Origin of the sequence: Enterobacter sp. D2, from assembly GCF_034427575.1 — a bacterium.
In the GTDB taxonomy this organism is placed as follows: Bacteria; Pseudomonadota; Gammaproteobacteria; order Enterobacterales; family Enterobacteriaceae; genus Enterobacter; species Enterobacter cloacae_M.
This window is the reverse complement of record NZ_JAXQPP010000001.1, coordinates 1,018,098-1,043,312: the sequence shown is the minus strand read 5'-3', so window position 1 is coordinate 1,043,312 and position 25,215 is coordinate 1,018,098. Positions and strand designations below refer to the sequence as shown.

Sequence of the window (25,215 nt, the reverse complement as noted above, 5' to 3'; positions counted from 1 at the left end):
GGCGTTCTTTTAAGGAAAGTTTCATTTATGGTCAATCTTCGCCAGCCCAGGGATGTTGCGCAAATTTTGCTGTCGGTGCTGTTTCTGGCCCTCATGATTATTGCGTGTCTGTGGATTGTTCAACCCTTTATTCTCGGCTTTGCGTGGGCCGCGACCGTAGTCGTTGCCACGTGGCCTTTGCTGCTGCGCTTGCAGAAGCTGCTGTTTGGCCGCCGCGGGCTCGCCGTACTGGTCATGACGCTCCTGCTGTTCCTGCTGTTTATTATTCCGATCGCCCTGCTGGTGAATAGCCTGGTGGATTCCAGTGGCCCGGTTATTCGCGCCATTAGCAGCGGTGACCTGACGCTGCCGGATCTCGCCTGGCTGAACAGCATTCCGGTGGTGGGCTCAAAACTCTACAGCGGCTGGCATAGCCTGCTGGAGATGGGCGGCAGCGCGCTGATGGCAAAAGTCCGCCCGTATATTGGCACCACTACCACCTGGTTTGTCGGTCAGGCGGCGCATATCGGCCGCTTTATGATGCACTGTACCCTGATGCTGCTCTTCAGCGCCCTGCTCTACTGGCGCGGCGAGCAGGTGGCTTTAGGCGTTCGTCACTTTGCCACCCGCCTGGCGGGCAAACGCGGTGACGCCGCGGTACTGCTGGCCGCACAGGCCGTGCGCGCGGTTGCGCTGGGGGTGGTGGTCACCGCGCTGGTGCAGGCGGTGCTGGGCGGGATCGGTCTGGCAATTTCCGGCGTACCGTACGCCACCGTGTTCACCGTTGTCATGCTGATGACCTGTCTTGCGCAACTGGGACCGTTGCTGGTGCTGGTCCCCAGCATTATCTGGCTCTACTGGACGGGCGATACCACGTGGGGAACGGTGCTGCTGGTCTGGAGCTGCGTGGTCGGCACCATGGATAACGTGATTCGTCCGATCCTCATCCGCATGGGCGCAGACCTGCCGCTGATCCTGATCCTCTCCGGGGTCATTGGCGGATTGATTGCCTTTGGCATGATTGGCCTGTTTATTGGCCCGGTGCTGCTCGCCGTCACCTGGCGTCTGTTCTCTGCCTGGGTGCATGAAATTCCGCCGCCGGGAACTGACCCGGACGTGATTTTGAGCGAACTGGAAGAGCTGGAAGAGAAGAACACGCATTAAGGTATGCTGCCGGGTGGCGTTAACGCCCACCCGGCCTACACTCTCCCGCATGATACTTAAACGCTGCTAAAGTATTTATTCGTTGCTCACTGGTCAGACCCGCCTTTTCAGCAGTAAGTCTACTAATAACCTCAAGAATTCTTTACGTCTCTTTAACTATTGAGACGAATCCGATCGACGCTAAATAACACAATGCCTACTATTAGCACACGGTTATAAATCAACACCTTGATTTATAAGCATGGAAATCCCCTGAGTGAAACAACGAATTGCTGTGTGTAGTCTTTGCCCATCTCCCACGATGGGCTTTTTTTTATCCTGACTACGCGCGTCTGACCTCACAGGTACTGAGCATCCGCCACTCAGCAGGCAGCACCCGCGTTTCTCCTGTCGCATTGACCGTCACCGCCTCGCGGATATCCGCCGACGATGCGCCAACCTGAAGCTCAAACTCGCCCGGCTCAACGATGCGTTTTCCGTCGCGACGGGTGAAGTTGAACATCTCAACCGGCAGCGTAAAGGTGAGCGTGGCGGTTTCGCCCGGTGAGAGCGTGACGCGCTGGAAGGCCTTCAGCTCCTGAAGCGGCCGCACCTGGGTGGCGACCTTATCCCTGACGTAAACCTGCACCACCTCGCTGCCGCTGCGCTCCCCGGTATTGGTGATATCGACACTGAGTATCACCTCTCCGTCGACCGGCACGCTGCTTTCGGCGACGCGGGCTGCACCCCAGCTAAACTGCGTCCAGCCGAGGCCGAAGCCAAACGGGTAACGCGAACCGAAATGGAACGCAAACGGCGTACCGCCGCTTTTGAGCTTGTGATTGTAGTAATACGGCATCGCGCCGGCGCTTTTCGGCACGCTCACCACCAGGCGACCCTGCGGCTCCGCACGTCCGGTTAACACGTCCGCAATCGCCCAGCCCCCTTCCTGCCCCGGCCCCCAGGCCATCATCAGCGCCGCGACCTTGTCTTCCAGACCCTGCAGGTTGTATGGACGCCCCCCGGTCATCACCACAATCACCGGTTTACCGGTGGCGACCAGCGCTTCCAGCAGCTGTTGCTGCACGCCCGGCAGGTTCAGGGAATCGGTATCGGAACCTTCCCCCACGGTACCGCTCTGGAACAGCCCGGCGAGATCGCCCACGCAGGCCACCACCACGTCACTCTCCTGCGCGGCGTTCACGGCCTCGGGGATTAGAGTGGTACTTTGCGATACCGGCGACTGCTGCATCGGTTTGCCGCCGCTGTCGCCCGGGAAGACCGGCGCGCCCGCCATCCGTTTTTCGATGATGTGGCACCCTTTGGCATAGCGGACGTTCGAAGCACCGAGATACTGCTCCAGCGCCGCGCGCGGGGTCGTGACCTGCGAGGTCTCTTCCACCATATCGCTGATGATCAAATGCACCGGGAAGCTGTAGCCGCTGAGTAACGCCAGCGGATCGTCTGCCGTCGGCCCCACTACCGCGACCCGAGGTTTGCCGCCTAGCGGTAAAATGCCGTTATTTTCCAGCAGCGTGAGCGATTTCGTCGCCACCTCCCGCGCGGCCCGGCGGGTGATAGCGTTTTGCAGGTCGATACCGTTTTCATCCGCGTACGGGTTTTCAAACAGGCCAAGGCGGAATTTTTCCGTCAGCGTACGCGCCACGACCTCATCGACCTTCGCCATAGAGATCAGCCCGCGCTCTACCGCTTCCGCCAGATGCCGCGCGCAGTCGTCTTTCGGCAGCTCAACGTCCAGCCCGGCGTTGAACGCCAGCGCGGCAGATTCGGCCGCGTCGTGGGAAATCCCGTGGTGCTGGTGCAGCAGGCTGACGCCGCCGTAATCCGCCACAATAACACCGTCGAACCCCCACTGCTCGCGCAGGACGGTGGTCAGCAGGAAGCTGTCGCTGTGCCCCGGCTGGTTATCAATATCGTGGTACGCGGGCATAACCGAACCGGCGTTTGCCAGCTTGACCGCCATTTCAAACGGCAGCAGGAAGGTGTCGTTCAGCTCGCTGAACCCCAGATGGACCGGCGCATGGTTGCGCGCTCCTTCGCTGAACGAGTGACCCACGTAATGTTTCAGGGTTGCCAGCAGGTCGCGCTTATCGCCCTGTAAACCCTTCACGTAGGCGGTCGCCATCACGCCCACCAGCCAGGGATCTTCCCCGAAGGTCTCTTCGGTTCGCCCCCAGCGCACGTCTCGGGACACGTCCAGCACCGGCGCAAGCCCCTGCTGGCAGCCGACGGAGCGCGCCTCTTTGCCGATCTGCTCTGCCGCCCTCTGCACCAGCTCCGGATCCCAGGTCGAACCGTAGTTCAATGACGACGGGAAGAGGGTGGCGTCTTTGCACAGCAGCCCCACCAGACACTCTTCATGGAACAGCGCCGGAATGCCAAGACGCGTCTCTTCCATCATCATGCGCTGCAGGCGATTCGCCGCGCGCACGCCGGTTTTCGCGTCAACGATGTGGGTGCCCAGCGGCCGCGTGATCTGCCCGACGCCCAGCTTAAGCCGTTCGCTGAGCGCAGCCTGCTCGCTCACGCCGGCGAATTCGTCACTCAGATCGCTGCGCTCGCGGTGGTTGCCGTTTTCATCGAGGATCAGCCAGTACGCGTGCATCTGGGCGAACTTCTCTTCCGGGGTCATGCGCGCCAGTAAGTCGGCGACGCGCTCGTGCACGGGACGTCCCGCGTCCTTATAGATAGTCGTCATGTTTTACTCCTGTAGTGCGGAAGGGGTTGCCGGGCTGAGCTGCCCCGCTTCGGGTCTGACTTCACGCTTGCTGGCCAACTCCCGGGCGATGGAATCCACCAGCCGGCTGTTTAGCTTGTAGATGGCAAGCAGCGCGACCATGCAGAGGAACAGCGCGCACGGGATAAGGGTGAAAAGCGCGTTGATGGTCGAGAGAACGCCTGGCGACTGGGTTGCCTGGCCCGGGGCGTAATCCACCATGCCAAGCACCCAGCCGACGACCGCCCCGCCCAGCGCCAGGCCAAACTTGATGGCAAACAGCGCGGTGGAGAAAACCAGCCCGTCCAGACGACGGCCGCTCCGGTGCTCTTCGTAGTCGACCACATCGGAGAACATGGTCCACTGCAGCGGCGTGGTAAGGTTTTGAATAAAGCTAAAGACAATGTTAAGGCCAAAGATTAGCCACACCTGTGAAGGAGGCAGGAAGAAAATCAGCGCGCCGAAGATAACGAAGGAGATAATCGTCCACTGGTAGGCGCGCACGCGGTCAAATTTCCCCAGCAGTCGTTCAGATAATAATGCGCCGCTTAAGGAGGCCACCATGCCGGAAACAATAAAGGCAAAAACCAGATCCGGACGCAGCAGCACATAGTTCACGTAATACATGGTGGCGGAACCGCGCGTCACCACCGCCGTTAACAGCAAAATATTAAACAGGAACACAATACGCCACTGGCTGTTCCCGGCCAGCAGTTTTAAATCGGTGAGCATGGAGCCGGAGGCATCATTGCGTGGAGAATAACGCTCGCGGGTCATCAGGAAACAGCAGAAGAACAGCACAATGCCCAGCAGCCCCATCAGGCTCATGGCATAGAAATAGCCTTTCTGCACGTTGCCCTGGCCTAACAGTGAGACCAGCGGCAGGGCAATCACCGTCACGATCAGCCCGCCGATAAACGACAGGCCAAAGCGCCACGACTGCAGAGAGTGGCGCTCGCGCGGATCCAGCGTCAGCGCGCCGGGCATGGCGCAGTAAGGCACGTTAATCGCGGAGTAAATCAGGCTTAAAATCGCGTAGGTTATGCAGGCGTAAATGATTTTTGCCGTCGGCCCAACGTCCGGCACATAGAAGGTAATGAGGCAGCTCACGCCAAACGGGATAGCAAACCACAGCAGCCAGGGACGGAAACGTCCGTGACGCGTCCGGGTGCGGTCAACCAGGGCGCCAATGCACGGATCGACAAACGCATCGACCACGCGCACCACTAAAAACATGGTGCCCATAATCGCGGCGGGTAGCCCAAATACGTCTGTATAAAAATAAGCGAGAAATAAGGTTGCCGTTTGCCAGACCAGCGCGCTGGCCATATCGCCTAAGCCATAACCTATTTTATCTTTGGTACGCAATACAGAGGAGAGTGTCATTGTTATTTGCCTTTTTATCAGGTTAAAACGTATTTCAACCAGTTGCGCATCTTCTTAAGGGAAATGCGCAGTAAGGCTCAAGTATTAGCAACGGTTTGCGCGCTAACAATTGTCTAAATTGACAGACAAATTATGATATTTGGTTTTTTACTTTATTTGTGATGGGGAGCAAATAAGAAATGAAATAAAAAAGGCGAGGAATAATATCCTCGCCTTTTCGGGTCAGCGTGGCGTTACTTGTTCAGTTCCGCCAGGCTCAGCCAGGTTTGCACCACGGTGTCCGGGTTCAGGGACAGGCTATCGATCCCCTCTTCCATCAGCCATGCGGCAAAGTCTTCATGGTCGGATGGACCCTGACCGCAGATCCCGACGTATTTACCCTGCTTCTTCGCCGCGCGGATGGACATGGAGAGCAGCGCTTTCACCGCCTCGTTGCGCTCGTCGAACAGCTCGGAGACCACGCCGGAGTCGCGGTCCAGACCCAGCGTCAGCTGCGTCATGTCGTTTGAGCCGATAGAGAAGCCGTCGAAGTGCTCGAGGAACTGCTCGGCAAGCAGGGCGTTGGACGGGATTTCGCACATCATGATGATCTTCAGCCCGTTCTCGCCGCGCTTCAGACCCTGACGCGCCAGCTCGTCCACAACGGCTTTCGCCTGATCCACGGTACGCACGAACGGGATCATGATTTCGACGTTGGTCAGTCCCATGTCGTTGCGCACGCGTTTCACCGCTTCACACTCCAGCGCGAAGCAGTCGCGGAAGCTGTCGGACACGTAGCGTCCGGCCCCGCGGAAGCCCAGCATCGGGTTCTCTTCTTCCGGCTCGTAGCGCTCGCCGCCGACCAGGTTGGCGTACTCGTTAGACTTAAAGTCAGACAGACGCACGATCACGCGTTTCGGATAGAAGGCAGCGCCCAGCGTCGCGATCCCTTCGGTCAGACGGCCGACGTAGAACTCTTTCGGCGAGTCGTAGCCTTTCATCATTTCGCGGATTTCGTTCTGCAGCTTCGGATCCTGGTCGTCAAACTCCAGCAGCGCACGCGGGTGAACGCCGATCATACGGTTGATGATAAATTCCAGACGCGCCAGGCCAACGCCTTCGTTCGGCAGGCAGGCGAAGTCAAACGCGCGGTCCGGGTTGCCGACGTTCATCATGATCTTCAGCGGCAGGTCCGGCATGGTATCCACGCTTGAGCTCTTCACGCTGAAGTCGAGGATATCGGCGTAGACGTAGCCGGTATCACCTTCGGCACAGGAGACGGTCACGTTCTGCCCGTCCTTCATGCGCTCGGTGGCGTCACCGCAGCCGACAACCGCAGGAATACCCAGCTCGCGGGCAATGATCGCCGCGTGGCAGGTACGACCGCCGCGGTTGGTGACGATAGCCGCCGCTTTCTTCATGATCGGTTCCCAGTCCGGGTCGGTCATGTCGGTTACCAGCACGTCGCCTGGCTCAATACGGTTCATCTCGCTGATGTCGTGGATCACTTTGACCGGACCGGCACCGATGCGGTGACCGATGGCGCGGCCTTCCGCCACGATTTTACCCTGCGCGTGCAGCGTATAACGCTCCATCACCTGACCGCGCGAGCGGACGGTTTCCGGACGCGCCTGCACGATAAACAGCTTGCCGGTGTTACCGTCTTTCGCCCATTCGATGTCCATCGGACGACCGTAGTGTTTTTCGATCTGCACCGCCTGCTTCGCCAGTTCCTGCACTTCGGCGTCGGTCAGGGAGAAGCGGTCGCGCTGCTCCTGCGGTACATCTTCAATTTTAACCTGCTTGCCATGCTCCTGGGTCGGGGCATAGATCATGCGGATTTTTTTCGAGCCCATGGTGCGGCGCACCACCGCCGCACGGCCAGCGGCCAGCGTTGGCTTGTGGACATAGAATTCGTCAGGGTTTACCGCACCCTGCACCACCATCTCACCCAGACCCCACGCGGAGGTGATAAACACCACCTGGTCGAAGCCGGATTCGGTATCAATGGAGAACATCACGCCGGATGAGCCCACGTCCGAGCGCACCATGCGCTGCACGCCAGCGGAGAGCGCCACGCCGCGATGGTCGTAGCCCTGGTGCACGCGATAGGAGATGGCGCGGTCGTTGAACAGGGAAGCAAACACGTGCTTCACCGCCACCAGCACCGCATCGTACCCCTGGACGTTCAGGAAGGTTTCCTGCTGTCCGGCAAACGAGGCGTCCGGCATATCTTCTGCGGTCGCAGAGGAACGTACGGCAAAGGAGGCCTGCGCATCGTCAGCAGAGAGCTGGTTGTACGCGTCGTGAATGGCTTTTTCCAGTTCCGGCTGGAAAGGTGTGTCGATGATCCACTGGCGGATCTGCGCCCCGGCTTTGGCAAGCTCGGTGACGTCATCAATATCCGTTTTATCCAGCAGGTCGTAAATGCGCTGGTTAACACCGCTCTGGTCTAAAAACAGGTTAAAGGCATCGGCGGTGGTGGCAAACCCGTTCGGTACGGAGACACCCATACCTGACAGATTTGTAATCATTTCACCCAGGGAGGCATTTTTGCCCCCAACTCTGTCTACATCATTCATGCCGAGTTGGTTATACCAAAGCACCAGCGGTGACGAGCCATTGTTGGACATCGAAACAATCCTTTTGTGATATTTGATCGGAGTAAGTAACACCTGACTACGTATTTATACTGGCATATTTATTTCCGCTAAAAAAACGGTGAATCGTGTAAGCAATTTAAAATTTCAACTTTTCGGATACTTTCCCATCAACGATTAACCCGATGATTCCTCTATATTCAGCCAGAAACCCCAAAAATAAAGTCGCTATTTGAAAAATGAAATCCACTTTTCAGGAAAATCAAAAACAGCGTTTCATTCATAATTAGGATAAGTTCTTTGCTGTGTAATTTACTTTTTTAATTTATGCTTTCAGACAATTAGGTCTGATATTCAGGGTGAGTAAAATGGATAGTGCTGTCGATCGCCACGTTTTTTATATTTCTGATGGTACGGCGATCACCGCCGAGGTGCTGGGCCACGCGGTGATGTCGCAGTTTCCCGTCTCGATTAACAGCATCACGCTGCCGTTTGTTGAAAACGAGAGCCGCGCCAAAGCGGTGAAGGACCAGATTGACGCCATCTACCAGCAGACCGGCGTCCGCCCGCTGGTGTTCTACTCTATCGTGATCCCGGAGATTCGCTCCATCATTCTGCAAAGTGAAGGCTTCTGCCAGGATATCGTGCAGGCGCTGGTGGCTCCGCTGCAGAGCGAGCTGAAGCTCGACCCGACCCCGATTGCCCACCGTACCCACGGGCTGAACCCCGGCAACCTGACCAAGTACGACGCGCGTATCGCCGCTATCGACTACACCCTCGCCCACGACGACGGTATTTCGCTGCGAAATCTCGACCAGGCGCAGGTGATCCTGCTTGGCGTGTCGCGCTGCGGTAAAACCCCGACCAGCCTCTATCTGGCGATGCAGTTTGGCATTCGCGCCGCAAACTACCCGTTTATCGCCGACGACATGGATAACCTGGTGCTGCCCGCCGCCCTTAAGCCGCTGCAGCACAAGCTGTTCGGCCTGACGATCAACCCGGAACGCCTTGCTGCCATCCGCGAGGAGCGCCGCGAGAACAGCCGCTACGCCTCCATGCGCCAGTGCCGGATGGAGGTCTCGGAAGTGGAAGCGCTGTACCGCAAAAACCAGATCCCGTGGCTGAACAGCACCAACTATTCGGTTGAAGAAATTGCCACCAAAATTCTCGACATCATGGGGCTTAATCGCCGCATGTACTAATATGCTAGTACATTAGCTCAGATTCAGGTATCATCATCTGCAACCACGGGGCGGTGTCGCCCCGAACTTGAAATCAGCAGGGATTGGTTTAAGGTGATGCCCATCACTTCCCGGTAGTCTGCCGATGAAGCAAAAATTTTCTGAGACATTCCATGAATAAAACCGATGAACTCCGCACTGCGCGCATTGACAGCCTGGTCACGCCGGCTGAACTGGCACAGCGGCATCCCGTTTCCGCCGCCGTCGCGGAACATGTGACGGCCTCCCGCCGCCGCATTGAAAAAATCCTGAACGGTGAAGACAAACGTCTTCTGGTAGTGATTGGGCCTTGCTCCATCCACGATCTGGATGCCGCGATGGATTATGCAAAACGACTTCAGGAACTGCGGGATAAGTACCAGCATCGCCTTGAGATCGTGATGCGCACCTACTTTGAAAAACCGCGTACCGTAGTCGGCTGGAAGGGGCTGATTTCGGATCCTGACCTGAACGGCAGCTATCGCGTGAATCACGGTATCGAGCTGGCGCGGAAGCTGCTTTTACAGGTCAACGAGCTGGGCGTTCCGACGGCGACCGAGTTTCTCGATATGGTGACCGGGCAGTTTATCGCCGATCTGATCAGCTGGGGCGCGATTGGCGCGCGCACCACCGAAAGCCAGATCCACCGTGAGATGGCCTCCGCCCTCTCATGCCCGGTCGGCTTCAAAAACGGGACCGATGGCAACACCCGTATCGCGGTTGATGCCATCCGCGCTGCCCGTGCCAGCCACATGTTCCTGTCGCCGGATAAGAGCGGTCATATGACCATCTACCAGACCAGCGGTAACCCTTACGGGCATATCATTATGCGCGGCGGAAAGAAGCCCAATTACCATGCCCAAGATATTGCGGCGGCCTGCGAAACGCTGGCCGAGTTCGACCTGCCGGAACATCTGGTGGTGGATTTCAGCCACGGCAACTGCCAGAAGCAGCATCGCCGCCAGCTGGACGTCTGCGATGAGATCTGCCAGCAGATCCGCAGCGGCTCGACCGCCGTTGCAGGGATTATGGCTGAGAGCTTTATCAAAGAAGGCACGCAGAAAATCGTTGCCGGACAGCAGATGGTTTACGGCCAGTCGATCACCGACCCGTGCCTGAGCTGGGAAGACAGCGAACTGCTGCTGGAGAAGCTGGCAGCTGCGGTAGATTCTCGCTTCTGATGTTATTGTCGGGTGGCGCTACGCTTACCCGACTTACGATTGTGCCCTTCTCCCTCTCCCTGTGGGAGAGGGTCGGGGTGAGGGCATCAGACCGCACCTCACCCCCAAATTTGATCCCCTCACCCTTTTTTCACAAAAACGCTTGCCGTCAATTTGCAGTTTATTGATAATGATTATCATTGTTACATTGATTGTTATTTATATACATTATGTCACGTACGGATAACAGCGCGGCAACGCCAGCAAAAACAGACACAGCACCAGCCCTTACCGAGCGTCGCATTGACAGCAAAACCCTCCTCGGCGATGAGGGACGGGTCATTATCGAGCATGACGGACAGCGCTATCTTCTGCGCCAGACCCATGCCGGAAAACTGATCCTCACAAAATAAACAACACCTAAAAATACGCCAGCCACCCAGGTGATACCCAGGCAGCCAGCGCTTTTCACTTCTTATGGAGAGTTGCTATGCCACACCTGCCTTCCGCATCTTTACGTCCGTCATTTCTGGCGCTGGCGATTGTTAGCGCCCTGCCGGGCATCGCGTTCGCCGCCACAGACGACATTACCGTCACCGCCACGGGCAACGCCCGCAGCGCCTTTGAAGCGCCCATGATGGTAAGCGTGATTGACGCCAGCGCGCCGGAGAAACAAACCGCCAGCTCGGCGGCCGATCTGCTGCGTAACGTCCCCGGTCTGACGCTGGACGGCACTGGGCGCACCAACGGGCAGGACGTCAACCTGCGCGGCTATGACCGCCGCGGCGTGCTGGTGCTGGTTGACGGCGTGCGCCAGGGAACCGATACCGGCCACCTGAACAGCACCTTCCTCGATCCCGCGCTAATCAAACGTATCGAGGTGGTCCGCGGCCCGTCGGCCCTGCTGTACGGCAGCGGCGCGCTGGGCGGCGTGATCTCTTATGACACCGCCGATGCCAACGATCTGCTCGAACCGGGTAAAAACAGCGGCTACCGCGTGTTTGGAACGGGCGCGACGGGCGATCGTAGCCTCGGGATGGGCGCCAGCGCCTATGGCCGCACCGATACGCTGGACGGTCTGGTCTCCTGGTCCAGCCGGGATCGCGGTGACATCCGCCAGAGCGACGGTGCTACCGCGCCTAACGACGAATCCATCAACAACATGCTGGCGAAAGGCAGCTGGAAAATCGACCCGGCCCAGACCCTGAGCGGCTCCCTGCGCTACTACAACAACGCCGCCCAGGAGCCAAAAAATCCGCAAACCACCGGGGCGGACAGCAGTAACCCGATGACCGACCGTTCCACCATCCAGCGCGATGCGCAGGTTGGCTACCACATTGCACCGGAAGGGTACGACTGGCTGGACGCCGACGCGAAGGTCTACTGGTCCGAAGCGCGCATTAATGCCCAGAACGTCGACGGCAGCGGTGAGTTTCGTAAGCAGACGACCAAAGGCGGCAAGGTGGAAAACCGCACCCGTCTGTTCAGCGACACCTTTGCAGCACACCTTCTGACCTACGGCGGGGAATACTATCGTCAGGAGCAGCATCCGGGCGGGGCAACCACCGGCTTCCCGGACGCGAAAATCGACTTCAGCTCCGGCTGGCTGCAGGATGAGATCACCCTGCGCGATCTGCCTGTTACCTTGCTGGGCGGCACGCGCTATGACAACTACCGCGGCAGCAGCGACGGCTACAACGATGTGGATGCCGACAAGTGGTCATCCCGCGCCGGGTTAACCGTCAGCCCAACCGACTGGCTGATGCTGTTTGGCTCTTACGCGCAGGCCTTCCGCGCGCCGACCATGGGCGAGATGTATAACGACGCCAAACACTTCTCCATTGGCCGCTTCTATACCAACTACTGGGTGCCAAACCCGAACCTGCGCCCGGAAACCAACGAAGCGCAGGAGTTTGGTTTTGGCCTGCGCTTTGACGATTTGATGCTTGCCAACGATGCGCTGGAGTTTAAAGCCAGCTATTTCGATACCAAAGCCAAAGACTATATCTCCACCACCGTCGATTTTGCCGCCGCGACCACCATGTCGTACAACGTCCCGAATGCCAAAATCTGGGGTTGGGATATGATGGCAAAATATTCGGCCGATCTCTTCAGCCTCGATCTGGCCTATAACCGCACGCGCGGGAAAGACACCGATACGGGCGAGTACATCTCCAGCATTAACCCGGACACCGTCACCAGCAAGCTGGATATCCCGGTGGCGCAAAGCGGGTTCTCCGTCGGCTGGATCGGCACCTTTGCCGATCGCTCAACCCACGTCAGCAGCAGCTACAGCAAGCAGCCGGGCTATGCGGTCAACGATTTCTACGTCAGCTATAAGGGCCAGGAGCAGCTCAAGGGCGTGACCACCACGCTGGTGCTGGGCAACGCCTTTGACAAAGCGTACTGGTCACCTCAGGGCATTCCGCAGGACGGTCGTAACGGCAAGATTTTCGTAAGCTATCAGTGGTAATTCCCTTCGGGGCAACTATTCAGAAGGAAGAGACAATGAATCACTACACGCGCTGGCTTGAGCTAAAAGAAGCCAATCCGGGTAAGTACGCGCGCGACGTCGCGGGGTTAATGAACATCAGTGAAGCAGAGCTGACCTTTGCCCGCGTAGGTCACGACGCCTGGCGACTGCGCGGTGAAATCCGCGAGATCCTGGGCGCGCTGGAGGCGGTGGGCGAAACCAAATGTATCTGCCGCAACGAATACGCCGTACACGAGCAGGTCGGGAAATTTACCAACCAGCACCTGAACGGCCACGCCGGGCTGGTGCTGAACCCGCGCGCGCTGGATCTGCGCCTGTTCCTCAACCAGTGGGCGAGCGCGTTTCACATCAGTGAAGCCACCGCCCGCGGCGAGCGGCAGAGCATTCAGTTCTTCGACCACCAGGGCGATGCCCTGCTGAAGGTCTACGCCACGGATAATACCGACGTTTCAGCCTGGGGCGACGTGCTGACCCGCTTTATCTTTGCCGAGAATCCTCCGCTGGCGTTGAAGATGGCCGATGCCCCGGCTCATGCAGAAAACGCAAATGCTGCTCTCGTGGATAACGAGTGGCGCGCCATGACCGACGTTCATCAGTTCTTCAGCCTGCTCAAGCGCCATAACCTCAGCCGCCAGCAGGCGTTTCGCCTGGTGGGTGACGATCTGGCCTGCCGGGTAGAAAACACCGCGCTGGCGCAGCTCCTGGAGACGGCGCGTCGGGACGGTAACGAAATCATGGTCTTCGTCGGCAACCGCGGCTGTGTGCAGATCTTCACCGGCGCGGTGGAAAAGCTGGTGCCAATGAAAGGCTGGCTGAACGTCTTTAACCCAACCTTTACCCTGCATCTGCTTGAAGGATCCATTGCGGAAACGTGGGTCACGCGCAAGCCGATGGCTGACGGGCATGTCACCAGCCTGGAGCTGTTTGCCGCCGACGGAACGCAAATCGCCCAGCTGTACGGCCAGCGTACGGAAGGCGAACCGGAGCAGAGCCAGTGGCGCAGCCAGATTGACGCCTTAACGGCGAAAGGGCTGGCCGCATGAAACGGTGGCTTGCCCTGCTCAGCGCCCTGCCCCTGCTGGCGTTTGCTGCGCCGCAGGAGAAAATCGTTACCCTCGGCGGCGACGTCACCGAGATTGTCTACGCCCTCGGCGCGGCGTCTTCCCTGGTGGCCCGCGACAGCACCAGCCAGTGGCCGCAGGCGGCGAATTCACTGCCTGACGTGGGCTATCTGCGCCAGCTCAATGCGGAAGGGATCTTGTCCATGCGCCCCACGCTGGTGCTGGCCAGCGCCCAGGCGCAGCCGTCTCTGGCGCTAAAGCAGGTTGAGCAAAGCCACGTCAGGGTGATCGCTGTTCCTGCCAGTAACGACCTGAACGTCATTGACGAAAAGGTGCGGATCGTCGCTGAAGCGACGCACCGCGAGGCCGAGGGGGAGGTCCTGCGCAGCACCCTGCGCCAGGCGCTGTCGGCGCTTCCCGCGTCGCCGCTCAATAAGCGGGTGCTGTTTATTCTCAACCACGGCGGGATGACCGCCATGGCCGCCGGACAACAGACCGGCGCGGATGCTGCCATTCGTGCGGCGGGACTGCAGAACGCGATGCAGGGGTTTACCCGCTATCAGCCGCTGTCTCAGGAAGGCACGATCGCCAGCCGACCCGATCTGGTGGTGATTTCTCAGGACGGTCTCAACGCCCTGGGCGGTGAAGCAAATCTGTGGACGCTGCCCGGCCTGGCGCAAACCCCGGCGGGACGGAACAAGCAGGTGCTGGCGATTGACGATATGGCGCTGCTGGGCTTCAGCGTGCGAACGCCGGAAGCCATCCAGCAGCTGCGTGCCAAAGCGGAGCAACTGCCCTGATGTCCCGGCGGATAGCCTTATCGTTATGGATGCTGACCGCGATCCTGACCGTCATGACCCTCGCAGCGACCGGGGTTGGGGCATTACGCCTGCCGATCAGCCTGCTGTGGAACGGCACCGACGAGGCGCTGCGTCAAATCTGGCTGACGATCCGCCTGCCTCGCGTGCTGCTGGCGCTGGCTATCGGCGGTTCACTGGCGCTGGCGGGCTGCGTGATGCAGGGGCTGTTTCGAAATCCGCTGGCGGACCCGGGACTGCTCGGCATCAGCAGCGGCGCGGCGCTCGCCGTTGCGCTGTGGGTGGTTCTTCCGCTCTCGCTGCCTGCACTGGTGATGCTGTATGCCCCGATGCTGGCGGCGTTTCTCGGCGCGCTGGCCGCCACCTTCGTGATTTTCCTGCTCAGCCGACAGCGTGATGCTTCCCTGTCGCGCCTGCTGCTGGTGGGAATTGCCATCAACGCCCTGTGCGGCGCGGCCGTCGGGGTGCTGTCATGGCTCAGCAATGATGCCCAGCTTCGCCAGCTTTCGCTCTGGGGAATGGGCAGCCTCGGCCAGGCGCAGTGGTCAACGCTGCTGGCCGTCGCGTCGCTGATGGTTCCCACCGCGCTCGCGATCTGGCGTCTGGCAGGCGCCCTCAACCTGCTGCAGCTGGGCGACGAAGAGGCACATTACCTCGGCGTGGAGGTTGCCGCCGTGCAGCGGATCCTGCTGTTGTGCAGCGCCCTGCTGGTGGCCGCCGCCGTTGCGGTCAGCGGCGTGATCGGCTTTGTCGGCCTGGTGGTGCCGCACCTGGTGCGCATGTGGCTGGGAGCCGACCACCGGGCCGTGCTCCCCGGCTCGGTGCTGGCCGGCGCGTTGCTTCTGCTGGTTGCCGATACGCTGGCGCGCAGCCTGGTCGCCCCGGCGGAAATGCCGGTCGGCTTACTGACCAGCCTTCTCGGCGCGCCGTGGTTTCTGTGGCTTATCTTTCGTCGCGGAGGTGCGCATGGCTGAACGCTATTGTGCTGAAAACCTTGTTTTTCGCGCCGGACAACGCACGCTGATTGACGACGTGTCGCTGACCTTATCTCAGGGCGAGCTGGTGGCGCTGATTGGCCCCAACGGCGCCGGGAAATCAACGCTGTTGCGGCTGCTGACCGGCTACCTTAAACCTGCGGGCGGACGATGCAGCCTGGCGGGCACACCGCTTGCGGCCTGGCAGCCGCACAGGCTCTCCAGCTACCGGGCGGTAATGCGCCAGAACACGCAGCTCGCATTTGACTGGCCGGTTGAGGCGGTCGTCGGTATGGGGCGAGCGCCCTGGACCCGCACGCCCGAGGCGTCGGTTATTGAGGAGGTCATGGACGTCACCGGCTGTTTACCGCTGGCGGGCAGGCAGTTTGCCGCGCTCTCCGGCGGCGAGCAGCAGCGCGTTCAGCTCGCCCGCGCGCTGGCTCAGCTCTGGTGCGACGGCGCGCCGCGCGGCTGGCTGTTTCTTGATGAACCGACGTCTGCACTCGATCTCTATCACCAGCAGCATCTGCTGCGCCTGCTGAAATCCCTGACCAGCCGGGGACATCTGCACGTGTGCGCGGTGCTGCACGACCTCAATTTAGCGGCGCTGTGGGCGGATCGCATCCTGCTGCTGCACGGCGGTAAAATCGTCTCCCAGGGGGAACCGGAAACCGTTTTGCAGGCCGATACGCTGGCGCGCTGGTACGGCGCGCAGGTTATCGTCGGCAGGCATCCGGCTCACGCCGCGCCGCAGGTGTTTCTTGCCCCCTGATTGGGCTGGTAAAAATCCTTCAGCGTTTCCAGCAGGGCATGCGCCGCTTTTGAGAGCTGCGTGTGCCCTGGATGGATCGCCCCGATGCACTTTTCAATCGGCGGGTTATCCAGCGGGATACAGACCGCGCCCAGCGCCGTCATCTGCGCCTCGCAGAGCGCCGGGACGGCACTGCCGCCAAGCCCGCTCGCGACCATTCGCCCGACCGTCACCAGCTGATGACTCTCCAGCGCCACGTCCAGCTTTCTGCCGCTTCGCGCCAGCTCCTCCTCCATCATCAGACGTACCGCCGACGGGCGCTGCAGGGTGATGAAATCCAGCGTCAGCAGATCTTCCCATGACAGGCGCTTCTTGCCTGCCAGCGGGGAATCTTTCGGCACAATAGCAACAAACCTGTCGAGGCCCAGCGGGGTAAACAGCAGGTTGTGCGTTGGCGCGGGCTCAAAGGCGATGCCCATCTCGACCCGCCCTTCCCGCACCATCTCTATCACCTGCTCGTTAATGACATCATGCACGGTGACGTTGATCCCGGCGTGGCGATCGCGAAACGCTTTTAGCACCTCGGGCAGGACATTCGCGGCAAACGACGGCATGGCCGCGACCGAGATTTTACCGCGCTGCAGGGTAAAGCACTGGTGCATCGCCTCTTCGACGTTATCCCAGTCGGCAAGCAGCTGACGCGCCATCGGCAAAAACGTCTCTCCCTCCTGCGTCAGCGCGACCTTACGCGTGCTCCGCTGCAGCAGCGGCCCGCCGAGCGCATCCTCCAGCGCTTTAATCGTCAGGCTCAGGGCCGGCTGGGAAAGATTCAGCCGTTCGCTGGCGTGCGCGAAATTGAGAGTGTGAGCTACCGCTAAAAACGCGCGTAACTGTTTGACACTCATTCTCATTTTTTATCCTGTTAACTAATTGAAAAAATTTAGTTAACAGGAAATTAATAAAAAAACCAAATGAGTGGGTCACAAATTCAAAATTAACAAATGAGTCGCCGCCCCTAATGATACCGCCACGGTTAAGAGGAGGAATGAGGATGGCGGGACTGGATAAGCGCATCGGCAGCTATGCGCAGGCGCTGGAAGGGCTGACGGACGGAATGACCTTGCTGGCGGGCGGCTTCGGCCTGTGCGGGATTCCGGAGAACCTGATTGCAGAGGTCAGACGCCGTCGGGTGAAAGATCTGACGGTGGTATCAAACAACTGCGGCGTGGACGGTTTCGGTCTCGGGATACTGCTCGAAACGCGGCAGGTTCGCAAAGTGGTGGCCTCTTACGTCGGCGAGAACGCCCTGTTCGAGCGGCAGGTGCTGAGCGGCGAACTGGAGATTGAACTCACGCCTCAGGGCACGCTGGCGGAAAAGGTGCGCGCGGGCGGCGCGGGCATTCCGGCATTTTACACGGCCACCGGCTACGGCACGCCCGTGGCTGTCGGCAAAGACGTGCGCCAGTTTGCGGGAAAGCACTACATCCTCGAGGAGGCGATTACCGGTGATTTCGCGCTCATTAAGGGCTGGAAAGCGGACTGGTACGGCAACGTTGTCTATCGCCATACCGCGCAAAATTTCAATCCGCTGATGGCAACGGCGGGCCGGATAACGGTCGTCGAGGTGGAAGAGATAGTTCCCCCGGGTGAGCTGCCCCCGTCAGCCATTCATACCCCGGGAATTTACGTCGACAGGCTGATTGTCGGCCAGTTTGAAAAACGCATTGAACAGCGCACCCTGCGCGCGGAAGGAGTCTGACGATGTTAACCCGTGAACAGATGGCCATGCGCGTCGCCCGCGAGCTGCGCGACGGGTATTACGTCAACCTGGGGATCGGCATCCCTACTCTGGTGGCGAACTACATTCCGGACGGGATGGACGTGATGCTTCAGTCCGAAAACGGGCTGCTGGGGATGGGGGCTTTTCCTGACGAGCGGAGCCTTGACGCCGACATGATCAACGCCGGTAAACAGACCGTGACCGCGCGCACCGGCGCGGCCATTTTCGACTCGGCCCAGTCGTTTGCCATGATCCGCGGGGGTCATGTGGATCTGACCGTGCTGGGCGCGTTTGAAGTGGACGTCGAGGGCAATATCGCCTCGTGGATGATCCCCGGAAAGATGGTGAAGGGCATGGGCGGCGCGATGGATCTCGTGGCCGGGGCGCAGAACATCATTGTGGTGATGACCCACGCGTCGAAAAGCGGTGAGTCAAAGCTGCTGCCGCGCTGCACGCTGCCGCTCACGGGCGCGGGCTGTATCCGTCGGGTCTTAACCGACCTCGCACTGCTGGAGATCGAGGACGGCGCGTTCATCCTGCGGGAATACGCCCCCGGCGTCAGTATCGACGAAATTGCGGCTAAGACGGCCGGGAAAATGGTTGTGGCGGACGACGTTCGCGAGATGCGCTTCAACTGAGGACTCACGATGAAAAAGGTCATGATTGTCGGGGCAACGCGAACCCCCATTGGCAGTTTTCGCGGATCGCTCGCCCCCCTCTCTGCGGCTGATCTGGGTGCCGTCGCGGTACGTCGTCTGCTTGAAAAAAGCGGTCTTCCTGCTGAAGCGGTCGATGAGGTGATTTTCGGACAGGTGCTGACGGCGGGATGCGGGCAAAACCCGGCGCGCCAGACGGCCATCACCGCCGGATTACCCGTCAGCACGCCGGCGACAACGGTCAACCTGGTGTGCGGCGCGGGCCTAAAAGCGGTGCAGCTCGCCGCGCAGGCGATCCGCTGCGGCGACGCGGACGTGGCTATCGCTGGCGGTCAGGAGAGCATGAGCAACGCCCCCTATCTGCTGGACGGCGCGCGTTCAGGGCTGCGTTTTGGCCATACGGGCCTGCAGGACAGCATGATTACTGACGGCCTGTGGGACGCGTTCAACGATTACCACATGGGGATCACCGCTGAAAACGTCGCCCGGGAGAATGCCATTTCCCGCGAGCAGCAGGACGCCTTCGCCGCCCGGTCGCAGCACAAAGCGGCCTTTGCCATCGAAGCGGGTCGGTTTGACGCCGAGATAGCGCCGGTGACGGTAAAACAGGGCAAAAAACCGACGCTTATCGTCAGCCGTGACGAACAGCCCCGGCCTGGCACCACCGCTGAGCAGCTGGCGCAGCTGCGCCCCGCCTTTCTGCAGGCGGAAGGCACGGTTACGGCCGGAAATGCGTCAACACTCAACGACGGTGCCGCCGCGGTGCTGCTGATGAGCGGCGAAAAGGCGCGGGAGAGCGGTTTGCCAATCCTCGGTCGCATCGTGAGCTACGCCGTGACGGGCGTTGACCCGTCGGTGATGGGCATCGGACCGGTCAGCGCCTGCCGGACGGCGCTGGCGCGGGCGGGCTGGGCGCTCGATGACGTAGACCTTATTGAAGCCAATGAAGCCTTTGCCGCCCAGGCGCTGGCGGTGGGCAAGCAGCTCGGCTGGGATGAGCGTAGGGTGAACGTTAACGGCGGCGCTATCGCCCTGGGTCATCCGATTGGCGCCTCCGGCTGCCGCATCCTCGTGACGCTGCTGTACGAAATGCAGCGCCGTGAAGTCAAAAAAGGGCTCGTCACCCTGTGCGTGGGCGGCGGGCAAGGCATTGCTCTGACCGTCGAGCGTTAAGCATCTCGTTGATACCCGAATAATAATTAAAGTGAGGATTCGTAATGAGTGTGTTAATTGCCCTGGCGGCGCTGGCGCTGCTGATGCTGGCGGCCTATCGCGGATACAGCGTTATTTTGTTTGCGCCGATTGCGGCGCTCGGCGCCGTGCTGCTGACCGATCCGGGTGCCGTCGGCCCGACGTTTACCGGTCTGTTTATGGAAAAAATGGTCGGCTTCGTCAAGCTCTACTTCCCGGTATTCCTGCTGGGGGCCGTTTTCGGCAAGCTGATTGAGCTTTCCGGTTTCTCACGCTCCATCGTCGCCGCCGCGATTCAGATCCTCGGTCGTCGCCACGCTATTCCGGTGATCGTCCTGGTGTGCGCGCTGTTAACCTACGGCGGCGTGTCGCTGTTCGTGGTGGCGTTTGCGGTTTACCCTTTTGCCGCGGAGCTGTTCCGCCAGAGCGGCATCCCTAAGCGGCTGATCCCGGCCACCGTGGCGCTGGGGGCGTTTTCGTTTACCATGGACGCCCTGCCCGGCACGCCGCAGATCCAGAATATCATCCCCACCAGCTTCTTTGGCACGAACGCCTGGGCAGCGCCGTGGCTGGGGCTTATCGGCTCTCTGTTTATTGTCATCTTTGGCCTGCTCTGGCTGGAACGCCAGCGTCGTAAGGCGTTCAATAACAACGAAGGCTACGGCACGGATCTGAAAAATGAACCCGAGACGCCGGATAACATTAACCTCCCGCATCCGCTGATTGCTATCTCCCCGCTGCTTGTCGTGGGCATACTGAACCTGCTGTTTACCCGCTGGATCCCCGGCTGGTACGGCACGACCCACGAGCTGACTCTGCCAGGCCTGGCGAAACCTATTGTGACCGAGGTGGGCAAGATCACCGCCATCTGGGCCGTCGAGGCGGCGCTGATCTCCGGTATCGTGCTGGTGCTGATTTTTGGCTTTCGCAATATCCGGGGGCGTCTGGCTGAAGGCAGCCGGACCGCGGTGAGCGGTGCCATTCTGGCGGCGATGAATACCGCCTCGGAATACGGTTTCGGCGCGGTTATCGCCGCCCTGCCCGGGTTCCTGGTGTTATCCAAAGCGCTGGCGGCCATCCCGAATCCGCTGCTGAATGAAGCCATCAGCGTGACGGTGCTTGCGGGGATCACCGGCTCGGCGTCCGGCGGGATGAGTATTGCCCTCGCCGCCATGTCCGACTCGTTTGTCGCCGCCGCCCACGCCGCCAATATCCCTCTTGAGGTGCTGCACCGCGTGGCCTCGATGGCGAGCGGCGGGATGGATACGCTGCCCCATAACGGCGCGGTGATTACCCTGCTGGCGATTACCGGCCTGAGCCATCGTCAGGCCTACGGCGGCATTTTCGCTATCACCCTCATTAAAAGTCTGGCAGTGCTTTTTGTCATTGCCGTGTTCTATCTGACCGGCATTGTGTAAGGAGAGAAAGATGAATCTGAACGGTAAGACCGCGCTGGTGACGGGCTCGACCAGCGGCATTGGACTTGGGATCGCCCGCGTGCTGGCGAAGGCCGGGGCGCAGCTGATCCTCAACGGTTTCGGCGACAGCGAATCAGCAAGAGAAGAGATTGCGCAGCTGGGCAAAAAGCCGGGCTATCACGATGCGGACCTGCGTGACGTGCTGCAAATTGAAGCCATGATGCGCTACGCCGAATCGCAGTTTGGCGGCGTGGACATTCTTGTCAACAACGCCGGGATACAGCATGTCGCCCCGGTTGATGCGTTTCCGGTGGAGAAATGGAACGACATTATCGCCATTAATCTCTCGTCGGTGTTTCACACCAGCCGGCTGGCGCTGCCCGCCATGCGCGAGAAAAACTGGGGGCGCATCATCAATATCGCCTCCGTTCACGGGCTGGTCGCGTCAAAAGAGAAGTCAGCCTACGTGGCCGCCAAGCATGGCGTAGTGGGCTTTACGAAATCGCTGGCGCTGGAAACCGCCCGCACCGGTATTACCGCCAACACCATCTGCCCCGGCTGGGTGCTGACGCCGCTGGTGCAACAGCAAATCGACCAGCGTATCGCTGAGGGCGTCCCGCCGGAGCAGGCTCGCGATAGGCTTCTGGCAGAGAAACAGCCTTCGGGCGAGTTTGTCACCCCGGAGCAGCTGGGTGAACTGGCGCTGTTTTTGTGCAGCGAGGGCGCCGTGGACGTTCGCGGCGCCGCGTGGAATATGGATGGCGGCTGGGTTGCGCAGTAATTTTTGCCGGGTAAGGCGACGCCGCCACCCGGCAAAATCTCTAACTTGAGCAGCTGACCTCCAGCCGCTTGCCCCAGTCAGGCGGGCGGCTGACGTAGTCATCATCCCGGTCGGCAAACGGCGTGCGCAGCGCCACATGCAGGCGGTGTAGCTCGTCGTATTCACCCTGCTCTGCCTGTTCAATCGCCCGCTGCGCCAGCCAGTTGCGCAACACCATCGCTGGATTCGTCGCGTTCATCTGCGTCTGGCGAGTGGCGTCATCCACCTGTTCCTGCCGCAGCCGCGCGCGGTACGATGCAAACCAGTCGTCAAACGCCTGTCTGTCAATAAACTCATCGCGCAGCGGCGAGGCGGCGCTGTGCTGCTCCGTCTGTCCTAGCATCCGGAAGGTGCGGGTATAATCGCTGCCCTCACGCGCCATGAGGGCAAACAGACCGTTGAGGATGTCGTTATCGCCCCTCTCCTGCGTCACCAGCCCCAGCTTGTTGCGCATCAGCGTGCCGTATTCTCGCAGCAATATGTCCTGATAGCTGTCGAGCGCATCATTAAGGGCATCTACGTCGATGAACGGCGACAGGGTTTGCGCAAGCCGCTGCAGGTTCCACAGGCCAACCGCGGGCTGATTGTCAAAGCTGTAGCGTCCCTGATAGTCGGAGTGGTTGCAGATATAGCCAGGCTGATAATCGTCCAGGAAACCAAACGGACCGTAATCAAAGGTCAGCCCGAGGATCGACATGTTGTCCGTATTCATGACGCCATGCGCAAAGCCCACCGTTTGCCAGCGGGCAATCAGGCTCGCGGTACGAGCAACCACATCCCTGAACCAGAGAACGTATTTATCCGCCTCGTCCTGCAAATGCGCCCAGTGGTGACGAATGGCAAAGTCAGCCAGCTGGCGCACCTTTTCCGGCTCGCGGCGATAGTAAAAGTGCTCAAAATGACCAAAGCGCAAATGGCTTTGCGCAATACGCATCAGCATCGCCCCTTTTTCCACCGTTTCGCGCGCTACCGGCGTATCGCTGGTGACAATCGACAGCGCGCGCGTAGTGGGAATCCCCAGGGCATGCATCGCTTCGGACGCCAGGCACTCGCGAATCGTTGAACGCAGTACCGCGCGTCCGTCGCCCATTCGCGACCAGGGAGTAAGGCCCGCGCCTTTCAGGTGCCAGTCAACCGTTCCCCCGTTAGGAAGCCGTTGTTCGCCGAGCAGGATCCCCCTGCCGTCGCCCAGCTGTCCCGCCCAGACGCCAAACTGATGTCCGCTATAAACCTGGGCCAGAGGCTGCATACCGGCGAGAAGCGTTTCACCGCCCCAGACGCCTGCGCCTTTTGAAGGCTGAAACAGCTCAGGCGGAATGGCCAGCTCTTCTGCCAGCAAATCGTTATGCCAGATAAGGCGTGAATTTTGTAACGGTGTTGGTTTGAGTGCGGTGTAAAAGCCAGGCAACTCGTCATGCCAGTGAGCAGTAAAAGACAGGGTCATAAGTCCTCCTGCTTTTAGTGTAGAGGGTTTACCCGGACTTAAACACGGGCGAAAGCAAGGGTTATCGCTGCTGAACCAGCGATGTAACGTGCTCCGCAGAGACGGCTGGCCAGAGTGCGCCCTGCATGGCGCCAAAATTGAAGGATAAAACGCGTTGCAACAGGCCGTGGTCGTCAATGCCCGAGACGATCACTGACTGGCAGTGCGGTGTGATTTGCCAGAGGATGGCGCGCATAAAAGGCTCAAAAGAGAGCTCCGGTGCGCGCTGCTGAATGAATCCTTTATCGAGGATAACCCGTTTAAATAATCCATCATAGACCGCTTTGAGCGAGGCGGCGCCTGCGCCAAAGTTTGCCAGCACCAACGGGAAATGGATTGCCATTCTCGCCAGCTGCAGATCGTCCTTGCCGTTATTTAAACCTGGATAATTCTCATTAACAGTAAACTCAAGAAACGGATAACGCTCAAGAATTGAAACAGCGTTTCCATTACTTAATAAAAATTCAACTATTGCAGGTGTAATATTGATCCATGCAATTAACTGATGCTGAATAAAAAACAGTTTACAGGTATCAAGCAATTGCAATTTTTCGTTAAACAGCACTAACTCTTCAGCTGCTGAAAGCCGAGGGATAACGAGCTCAGTGGGGATCCGCACATCGCTGCCGACGCCAGTAAAGTTAACCAGAACCTCTAAACCTTTAAGCTCCCCTGCGCTATTACGAGCGGGCAGAAGCAGCAGTTCAGACTGGTAAGCATTATCTAGCGTAATAATCATTGCACTCGCTCCACATTAAAGATGAGAGAGGACATCCTGGAGCAATTGCCGACACAATTCCACTGTCTTGATTTTAATAAGATTAATTTCATTAGTTCCGTATTTATTTTCAGATTTATCCCTGAATCTAAAATAATTTTATCCTGGTTGCCGAATAATAGCCAGTTTTAGATAAAACAGACACATGCAGGATTTGCTAATTTTAGATAAATTTAACTTTAAGCATCTTATTTGAGAAAAAACGGCATGATTTATTAGATACCATGCCGTCATAAGAGAAGTGTCTGACAAAGACTATATACGTCGAGCCTGCCAGAAATTTTTACGCCAGTAAACATTATCTAGAGAAGAGCGCATCACGCCGCGGCTTGTCGAGGCGTGAATGAACTGATTGTCTGTATCATATATCCCCACATGAAGACCGCTTTCACCCGATCCGGTTTTGAAGAAAACCAGGTCCCCGGGCAGAAGATCGTCTTTATCAATTTCAGTGCCAATTTCGGCCTGCTTGCGCGTTTCGCGCGGAAGCTGTAAATCAAACTTGTCGCGGAACGTCATCAGAACGAAGCCGGAGCAATCCACGCCGCCGCGGCTCATGCCGCCGTAGCGATAAGGCGTACCGCGCCAGTTGCTCAGCTGATCGTTAAGGCTGGCAATGACGGTGATCGAATCTGAAAGCCGTGGGTTAGGCGGCGGCGCACGATGGCTACTGCATCCCGCAAGAAAAAGTGTGGCCATCAGGAGAAACCAGAATCGCATTTTCAGACGAATCCTCTGCTTTTTTTGTTCTTTTCGTAATTTAGCGTGCAATTGTGCTAAGAGGCAA

At 59.0% G+C, this 25,215-nt stretch carries 21 protein-coding genes and 1 other RNA gene; 15 read left to right on the top strand and 7 right to left on the bottom strand.

Going from position 1 to position 25,215, the window contains the following annotated elements; all coding sequences use genetic code 11:
- Positions 1 to 27: 27 nt before the first annotated feature.
- Together ydiK and rprA are read left to right on the top strand one after the other, a co-directional pair.
- Positions 28 to 1,143, top strand: coding sequence for an AI-2E family transporter YdiK (gene ydiK, locus SPG90_RS05065; RefSeq protein WP_023311319.1), 1,116 nt, complete (start codon positions 28 to 30; stop codon positions 1,141 to 1,143).
- Positions 1,144 to 1,352: 209 nt separating this feature from the next.
- Positions 1,353 to 1,460, top strand: an RNA gene (gene rprA / locus SPG90_RS05060) — antisense sRNA RprA.
- A gap of 5 nt (positions 1,461 to 1,465) precedes the next feature.
- Here the strand turns inward: rprA and SPG90_RS05055 are convergent.
- From SPG90_RS05055 to ppsA, 3 genes are all read right to left on the bottom strand, one after another.
- Positions 1,466 to 3,841 carry a glycoside hydrolase family 3 N-terminal domain-containing protein gene (locus tag SPG90_RS05055; protein WP_126303182.1) on the bottom strand — a complete coding sequence of 792 codons (2,376 nt, stop codon included), beginning with the start codon at positions 3,839 to 3,841 and terminating at the stop codon, positions 1,466 to 1,468.
- Between the two features lie 3 nt (positions 3,842 to 3,844).
- Complete coding sequence (locus SPG90_RS05050) at positions 3,845 to 5,245, bottom strand: MFS transporter (protein WP_126303181.1); 1,401 nt, start codon at positions 5,243 to 5,245, stop codon at positions 3,845 to 3,847.
- Positions 5,246 to 5,478: 233 nt separating this feature from the next.
- On the bottom strand, positions 5,479 to 7,857 hold the full coding sequence (gene ppsA, locus SPG90_RS05045; RefSeq protein WP_126303180.1) for a phosphoenolpyruvate synthase: 2,379 nt from the start codon (positions 7,855 to 7,857) through the stop codon (positions 5,479 to 5,481).
- Between the two features lie 335 nt (positions 7,858 to 8,192).
- On the opposite strand from ppsA, the gene SPG90_RS05040 reads away from it, so the two are divergent.
- From SPG90_RS05040 to SPG90_RS05005, 8 genes are all read left to right on the top strand, one after another.
- Entirely contained in the window at positions 8,193 to 9,026 is an 834-nt protein-coding gene (locus SPG90_RS05040; RefSeq protein ID WP_023311315.1) for a pyruvate, water dikinase regulatory protein, read from the top strand.
- A gap of 152 nt (positions 9,027 to 9,178) precedes the next feature.
- Positions 9,179 to 10,225, top strand: coding sequence for a 3-deoxy-7-phosphoheptulonate synthase AroH (gene aroH, locus SPG90_RS05035; protein WP_126303179.1), 1,047 nt, complete (start codon positions 9,179 to 9,181; stop codon positions 10,223 to 10,225).
- A 209-nt stretch (positions 10,226 to 10,434) separates the two neighbouring features.
- A complete protein-coding gene (gene hemP / locus SPG90_RS05030; RefSeq protein ID WP_032668210.1) occupies positions 10,435 to 10,617 on the top strand; it encodes a hemin uptake protein HemP in 183 nt (60 codons plus the stop codon).
- A 77-nt stretch (positions 10,618 to 10,694) separates the two neighbouring features.
- Positions 10,695 to 12,677 (top strand): TonB-dependent hemoglobin/transferrin/lactoferrin family receptor, encoded by a 1,983-nt coding sequence (locus SPG90_RS05025; protein WP_126303178.1) that lies wholly within the window; start codon positions 10,695 to 10,697, stop codon positions 12,675 to 12,677.
- A 35-nt stretch (positions 12,678 to 12,712) separates the two neighbouring features.
- A complete protein-coding gene (gene chuS, locus SPG90_RS05020; protein ID WP_126303177.1) occupies positions 12,713 to 13,741 on the top strand; it encodes a hematinate-forming heme oxygenase ChuS in 1,029 nt (342 codons plus the stop codon).
- On the top strand, positions 13,738 to 14,559 hold the full coding sequence (locus tag SPG90_RS05015) for a heme/hemin ABC transporter substrate-binding protein (protein ID WP_045401468.1): 822 nt from the start codon (positions 13,738 to 13,740) through the stop codon (positions 14,557 to 14,559). The genes chuS and SPG90_RS05015 overlap by 4 nt, the downstream gene beginning before the upstream one ends.
- Positions 14,559 to 15,551 (top strand): FecCD family ABC transporter permease, encoded by a 993-nt coding sequence (locus tag SPG90_RS05010; RefSeq protein WP_045353752.1) that lies wholly within the window; start codon positions 14,559 to 14,561, stop codon positions 15,549 to 15,551. Before SPG90_RS05015 ends, SPG90_RS05010 begins: the two co-directional genes overlap by 1 nt.
- Positions 15,544 to 16,323 carry a heme ABC transporter ATP-binding protein gene (locus SPG90_RS05005; RefSeq protein ID WP_163353710.1) on the top strand — a complete coding sequence of 260 codons (780 nt, stop codon included), beginning with the start codon at positions 15,544 to 15,546 and terminating at the stop codon, positions 16,321 to 16,323. The genes SPG90_RS05010 and SPG90_RS05005 overlap by 8 nt, the downstream gene beginning before the upstream one ends.
- On the opposite strand, the gene SPG90_RS05000 is transcribed toward SPG90_RS05005, so the two are convergent.
- The gene (locus SPG90_RS05000; RefSeq protein ID WP_063409537.1) at positions 16,290 to 17,213 is read right to left on the bottom strand and encodes a LysR family transcriptional regulator; all 924 of its coding nucleotides are present in this window, start codon (positions 17,211 to 17,213) and stop codon (positions 16,290 to 16,292) included. The genes SPG90_RS05005 and SPG90_RS05000 overlap by 34 nt on opposite strands.
- Positions 17,214 to 17,353: 140 nt before the next feature.
- Between SPG90_RS05000 and SPG90_RS04995 the strand changes: the two genes are divergently transcribed.
- The 5 genes from SPG90_RS04995 to SPG90_RS04975 are packed head-to-tail and all read left to right on the top strand — an operon-like array spanning position 17,354 to position 22,128.
- Entirely contained in the window at positions 17,354 to 18,061 is a 708-nt protein-coding gene (locus SPG90_RS04995) for a CoA transferase subunit A (protein ID WP_163353708.1), read from the top strand.
- Positions 18,062 to 18,063: 2 nt separating this feature from the next.
- A complete protein-coding gene (locus SPG90_RS04990; RefSeq protein WP_322407990.1) occupies positions 18,064 to 18,720 on the top strand; it encodes a CoA transferase subunit B in 657 nt (218 codons plus the stop codon).
- Between the two features lie 9 nt (positions 18,721 to 18,729).
- On the top strand, positions 18,730 to 19,911 hold the full coding sequence (locus SPG90_RS04985; RefSeq protein WP_163353707.1) for an acetyl-CoA C-acetyltransferase: 1,182 nt from the start codon (positions 18,730 to 18,732) through the stop codon (positions 19,909 to 19,911).
- A gap of 44 nt (positions 19,912 to 19,955) precedes the next feature.
- Positions 19,956 to 21,347, top strand: a complete 1,392-nt coding sequence (locus tag SPG90_RS04980; RefSeq protein WP_163353706.1) for a GntP family permease — start codon at positions 19,956 to 19,958, stop codon at positions 21,345 to 21,347.
- A 10-nt stretch (positions 21,348 to 21,357) separates the two neighbouring features.
- Positions 21,358 to 22,128, top strand: a complete 771-nt coding sequence (locus SPG90_RS04975) for a 3-hydroxybutyrate dehydrogenase (protein ID WP_322407989.1) — start codon at positions 21,358 to 21,360, stop codon at positions 22,126 to 22,128.
- 40 nt (positions 22,129 to 22,168) lie between these two features.
- On the opposite strand, the gene selO is transcribed toward SPG90_RS04975, so the two are convergent.
- From selO to SPG90_RS04960, 3 genes are all read right to left on the bottom strand, one after another.
- Entirely contained in the window at positions 22,169 to 23,611 is a 1,443-nt protein-coding gene (gene selO / locus SPG90_RS04970; protein WP_163353705.1) for a protein adenylyltransferase SelO, read from the bottom strand.
- A gap of 61 nt (positions 23,612 to 23,672) precedes the next feature.
- On the bottom strand, positions 23,673 to 24,389 hold the full coding sequence (locus SPG90_RS04965; RefSeq protein WP_032657851.1) for an EAL domain-containing protein: 717 nt from the start codon (positions 24,387 to 24,389) through the stop codon (positions 23,673 to 23,675).
- Between the two features lie 294 nt (positions 24,390 to 24,683).
- Positions 24,684 to 25,148, bottom strand: coding sequence for a C40 family peptidase (locus SPG90_RS04960; protein ID WP_023335377.1), 465 nt, complete (start codon positions 25,146 to 25,148; stop codon positions 24,684 to 24,686).
- Positions 25,149 to 25,215: the final 67 nt, after the last annotated feature.

Coding starts and splice junctions, on each gene's coding strand:
- SPG90_RS04980 (WP_163353706.1), top strand. CDS start 19,956: ATGAGTGTGTTAATTGCCCTGGCGGCGCTGGCGCTGCTGATGCTGGCG.
- SPG90_RS05005 (WP_163353710.1), top strand. CDS start 15,544: ATGGCTGAACGCTATTGTGCTGAAAACCTTGTTTTTCGCGCCGGACAA.
- hemP (WP_032668210.1), top strand. CDS start 10,435: ATGTCACGTACGGATAACAGCGCGGCAACGCCAGCAAAAACAGACACA.
- ydiK (WP_023311319.1), top strand. CDS start 28: ATGGTCAATCTTCGCCAGCCCAGGGATGTTGCGCAAATTTTGCTGTCG.
- SPG90_RS05055 (WP_126303182.1), bottom strand. CDS start 3,841: ATGACGACTATCTATAAGGACGCGGGACGTCCCGTGCACGAGCGCGTC.
- chuS (WP_126303177.1), top strand. CDS start 12,713: ATGAATCACTACACGCGCTGGCTTGAGCTAAAAGAAGCCAATCCGGGT.
- SPG90_RS05050 (WP_126303181.1), bottom strand. CDS start 5,245: ATGACACTCTCCTCTGTATTGCGTACCAAAGATAAAATAGGTTATGGC.
- SPG90_RS05040 (WP_023311315.1), top strand. CDS start 8,193: ATGGATAGTGCTGTCGATCGCCACGTTTTTTATATTTCTGATGGTACG.
- ppsA (WP_126303180.1), bottom strand. CDS start 7,857: ATGTCCAACAATGGCTCGTCACCGCTGGTGCTTTGGTATAACCAACTC.
- SPG90_RS05000 (WP_063409537.1), bottom strand. CDS start 17,213: ATGAGAATGAGTGTCAAACAGTTACGCGCGTTTTTAGCGGTAGCTCAC.
- SPG90_RS04995 (WP_163353708.1), top strand. CDS start 17,354: ATGGCGGGACTGGATAAGCGCATCGGCAGCTATGCGCAGGCGCTGGAA.
- aroH (WP_126303179.1), top strand. CDS start 9,179: ATGAATAAAACCGATGAACTCCGCACTGCGCGCATTGACAGCCTGGTC.
- SPG90_RS04985 (WP_163353707.1), top strand. CDS start 18,730: ATGAAAAAGGTCATGATTGTCGGGGCAACGCGAACCCCCATTGGCAGT.
- SPG90_RS04990 (WP_322407990.1), top strand. CDS start 18,064: ATGTTAACCCGTGAACAGATGGCCATGCGCGTCGCCCGCGAGCTGCGC.
- selO (WP_163353705.1), bottom strand. CDS start 23,611: ATGACCCTGTCTTTTACTGCTCACTGGCATGACGAGTTGCCTGGCTTT.
- SPG90_RS04960 (WP_023335377.1), bottom strand. CDS start 25,148: ATGCGATTCTGGTTTCTCCTGATGGCCACACTTTTTCTTGCGGGATGC.
- SPG90_RS05010 (WP_045353752.1), top strand. CDS start 14,559: ATGTCCCGGCGGATAGCCTTATCGTTATGGATGCTGACCGCGATCCTG.
- SPG90_RS05015 (WP_045401468.1), top strand. CDS start 13,738: ATGAAACGGTGGCTTGCCCTGCTCAGCGCCCTGCCCCTGCTGGCGTTT.
- SPG90_RS05025 (WP_126303178.1), top strand. CDS start 10,695: ATGCCACACCTGCCTTCCGCATCTTTACGTCCGTCATTTCTGGCGCTG.
- SPG90_RS04965 (WP_032657851.1), bottom strand. CDS start 24,389: ATGATTATTACGCTAGATAATGCTTACCAGTCTGAACTGCTGCTTCTG.
- SPG90_RS04975 (WP_322407989.1), top strand. CDS start 21,358: ATGAATCTGAACGGTAAGACCGCGCTGGTGACGGGCTCGACCAGCGGC.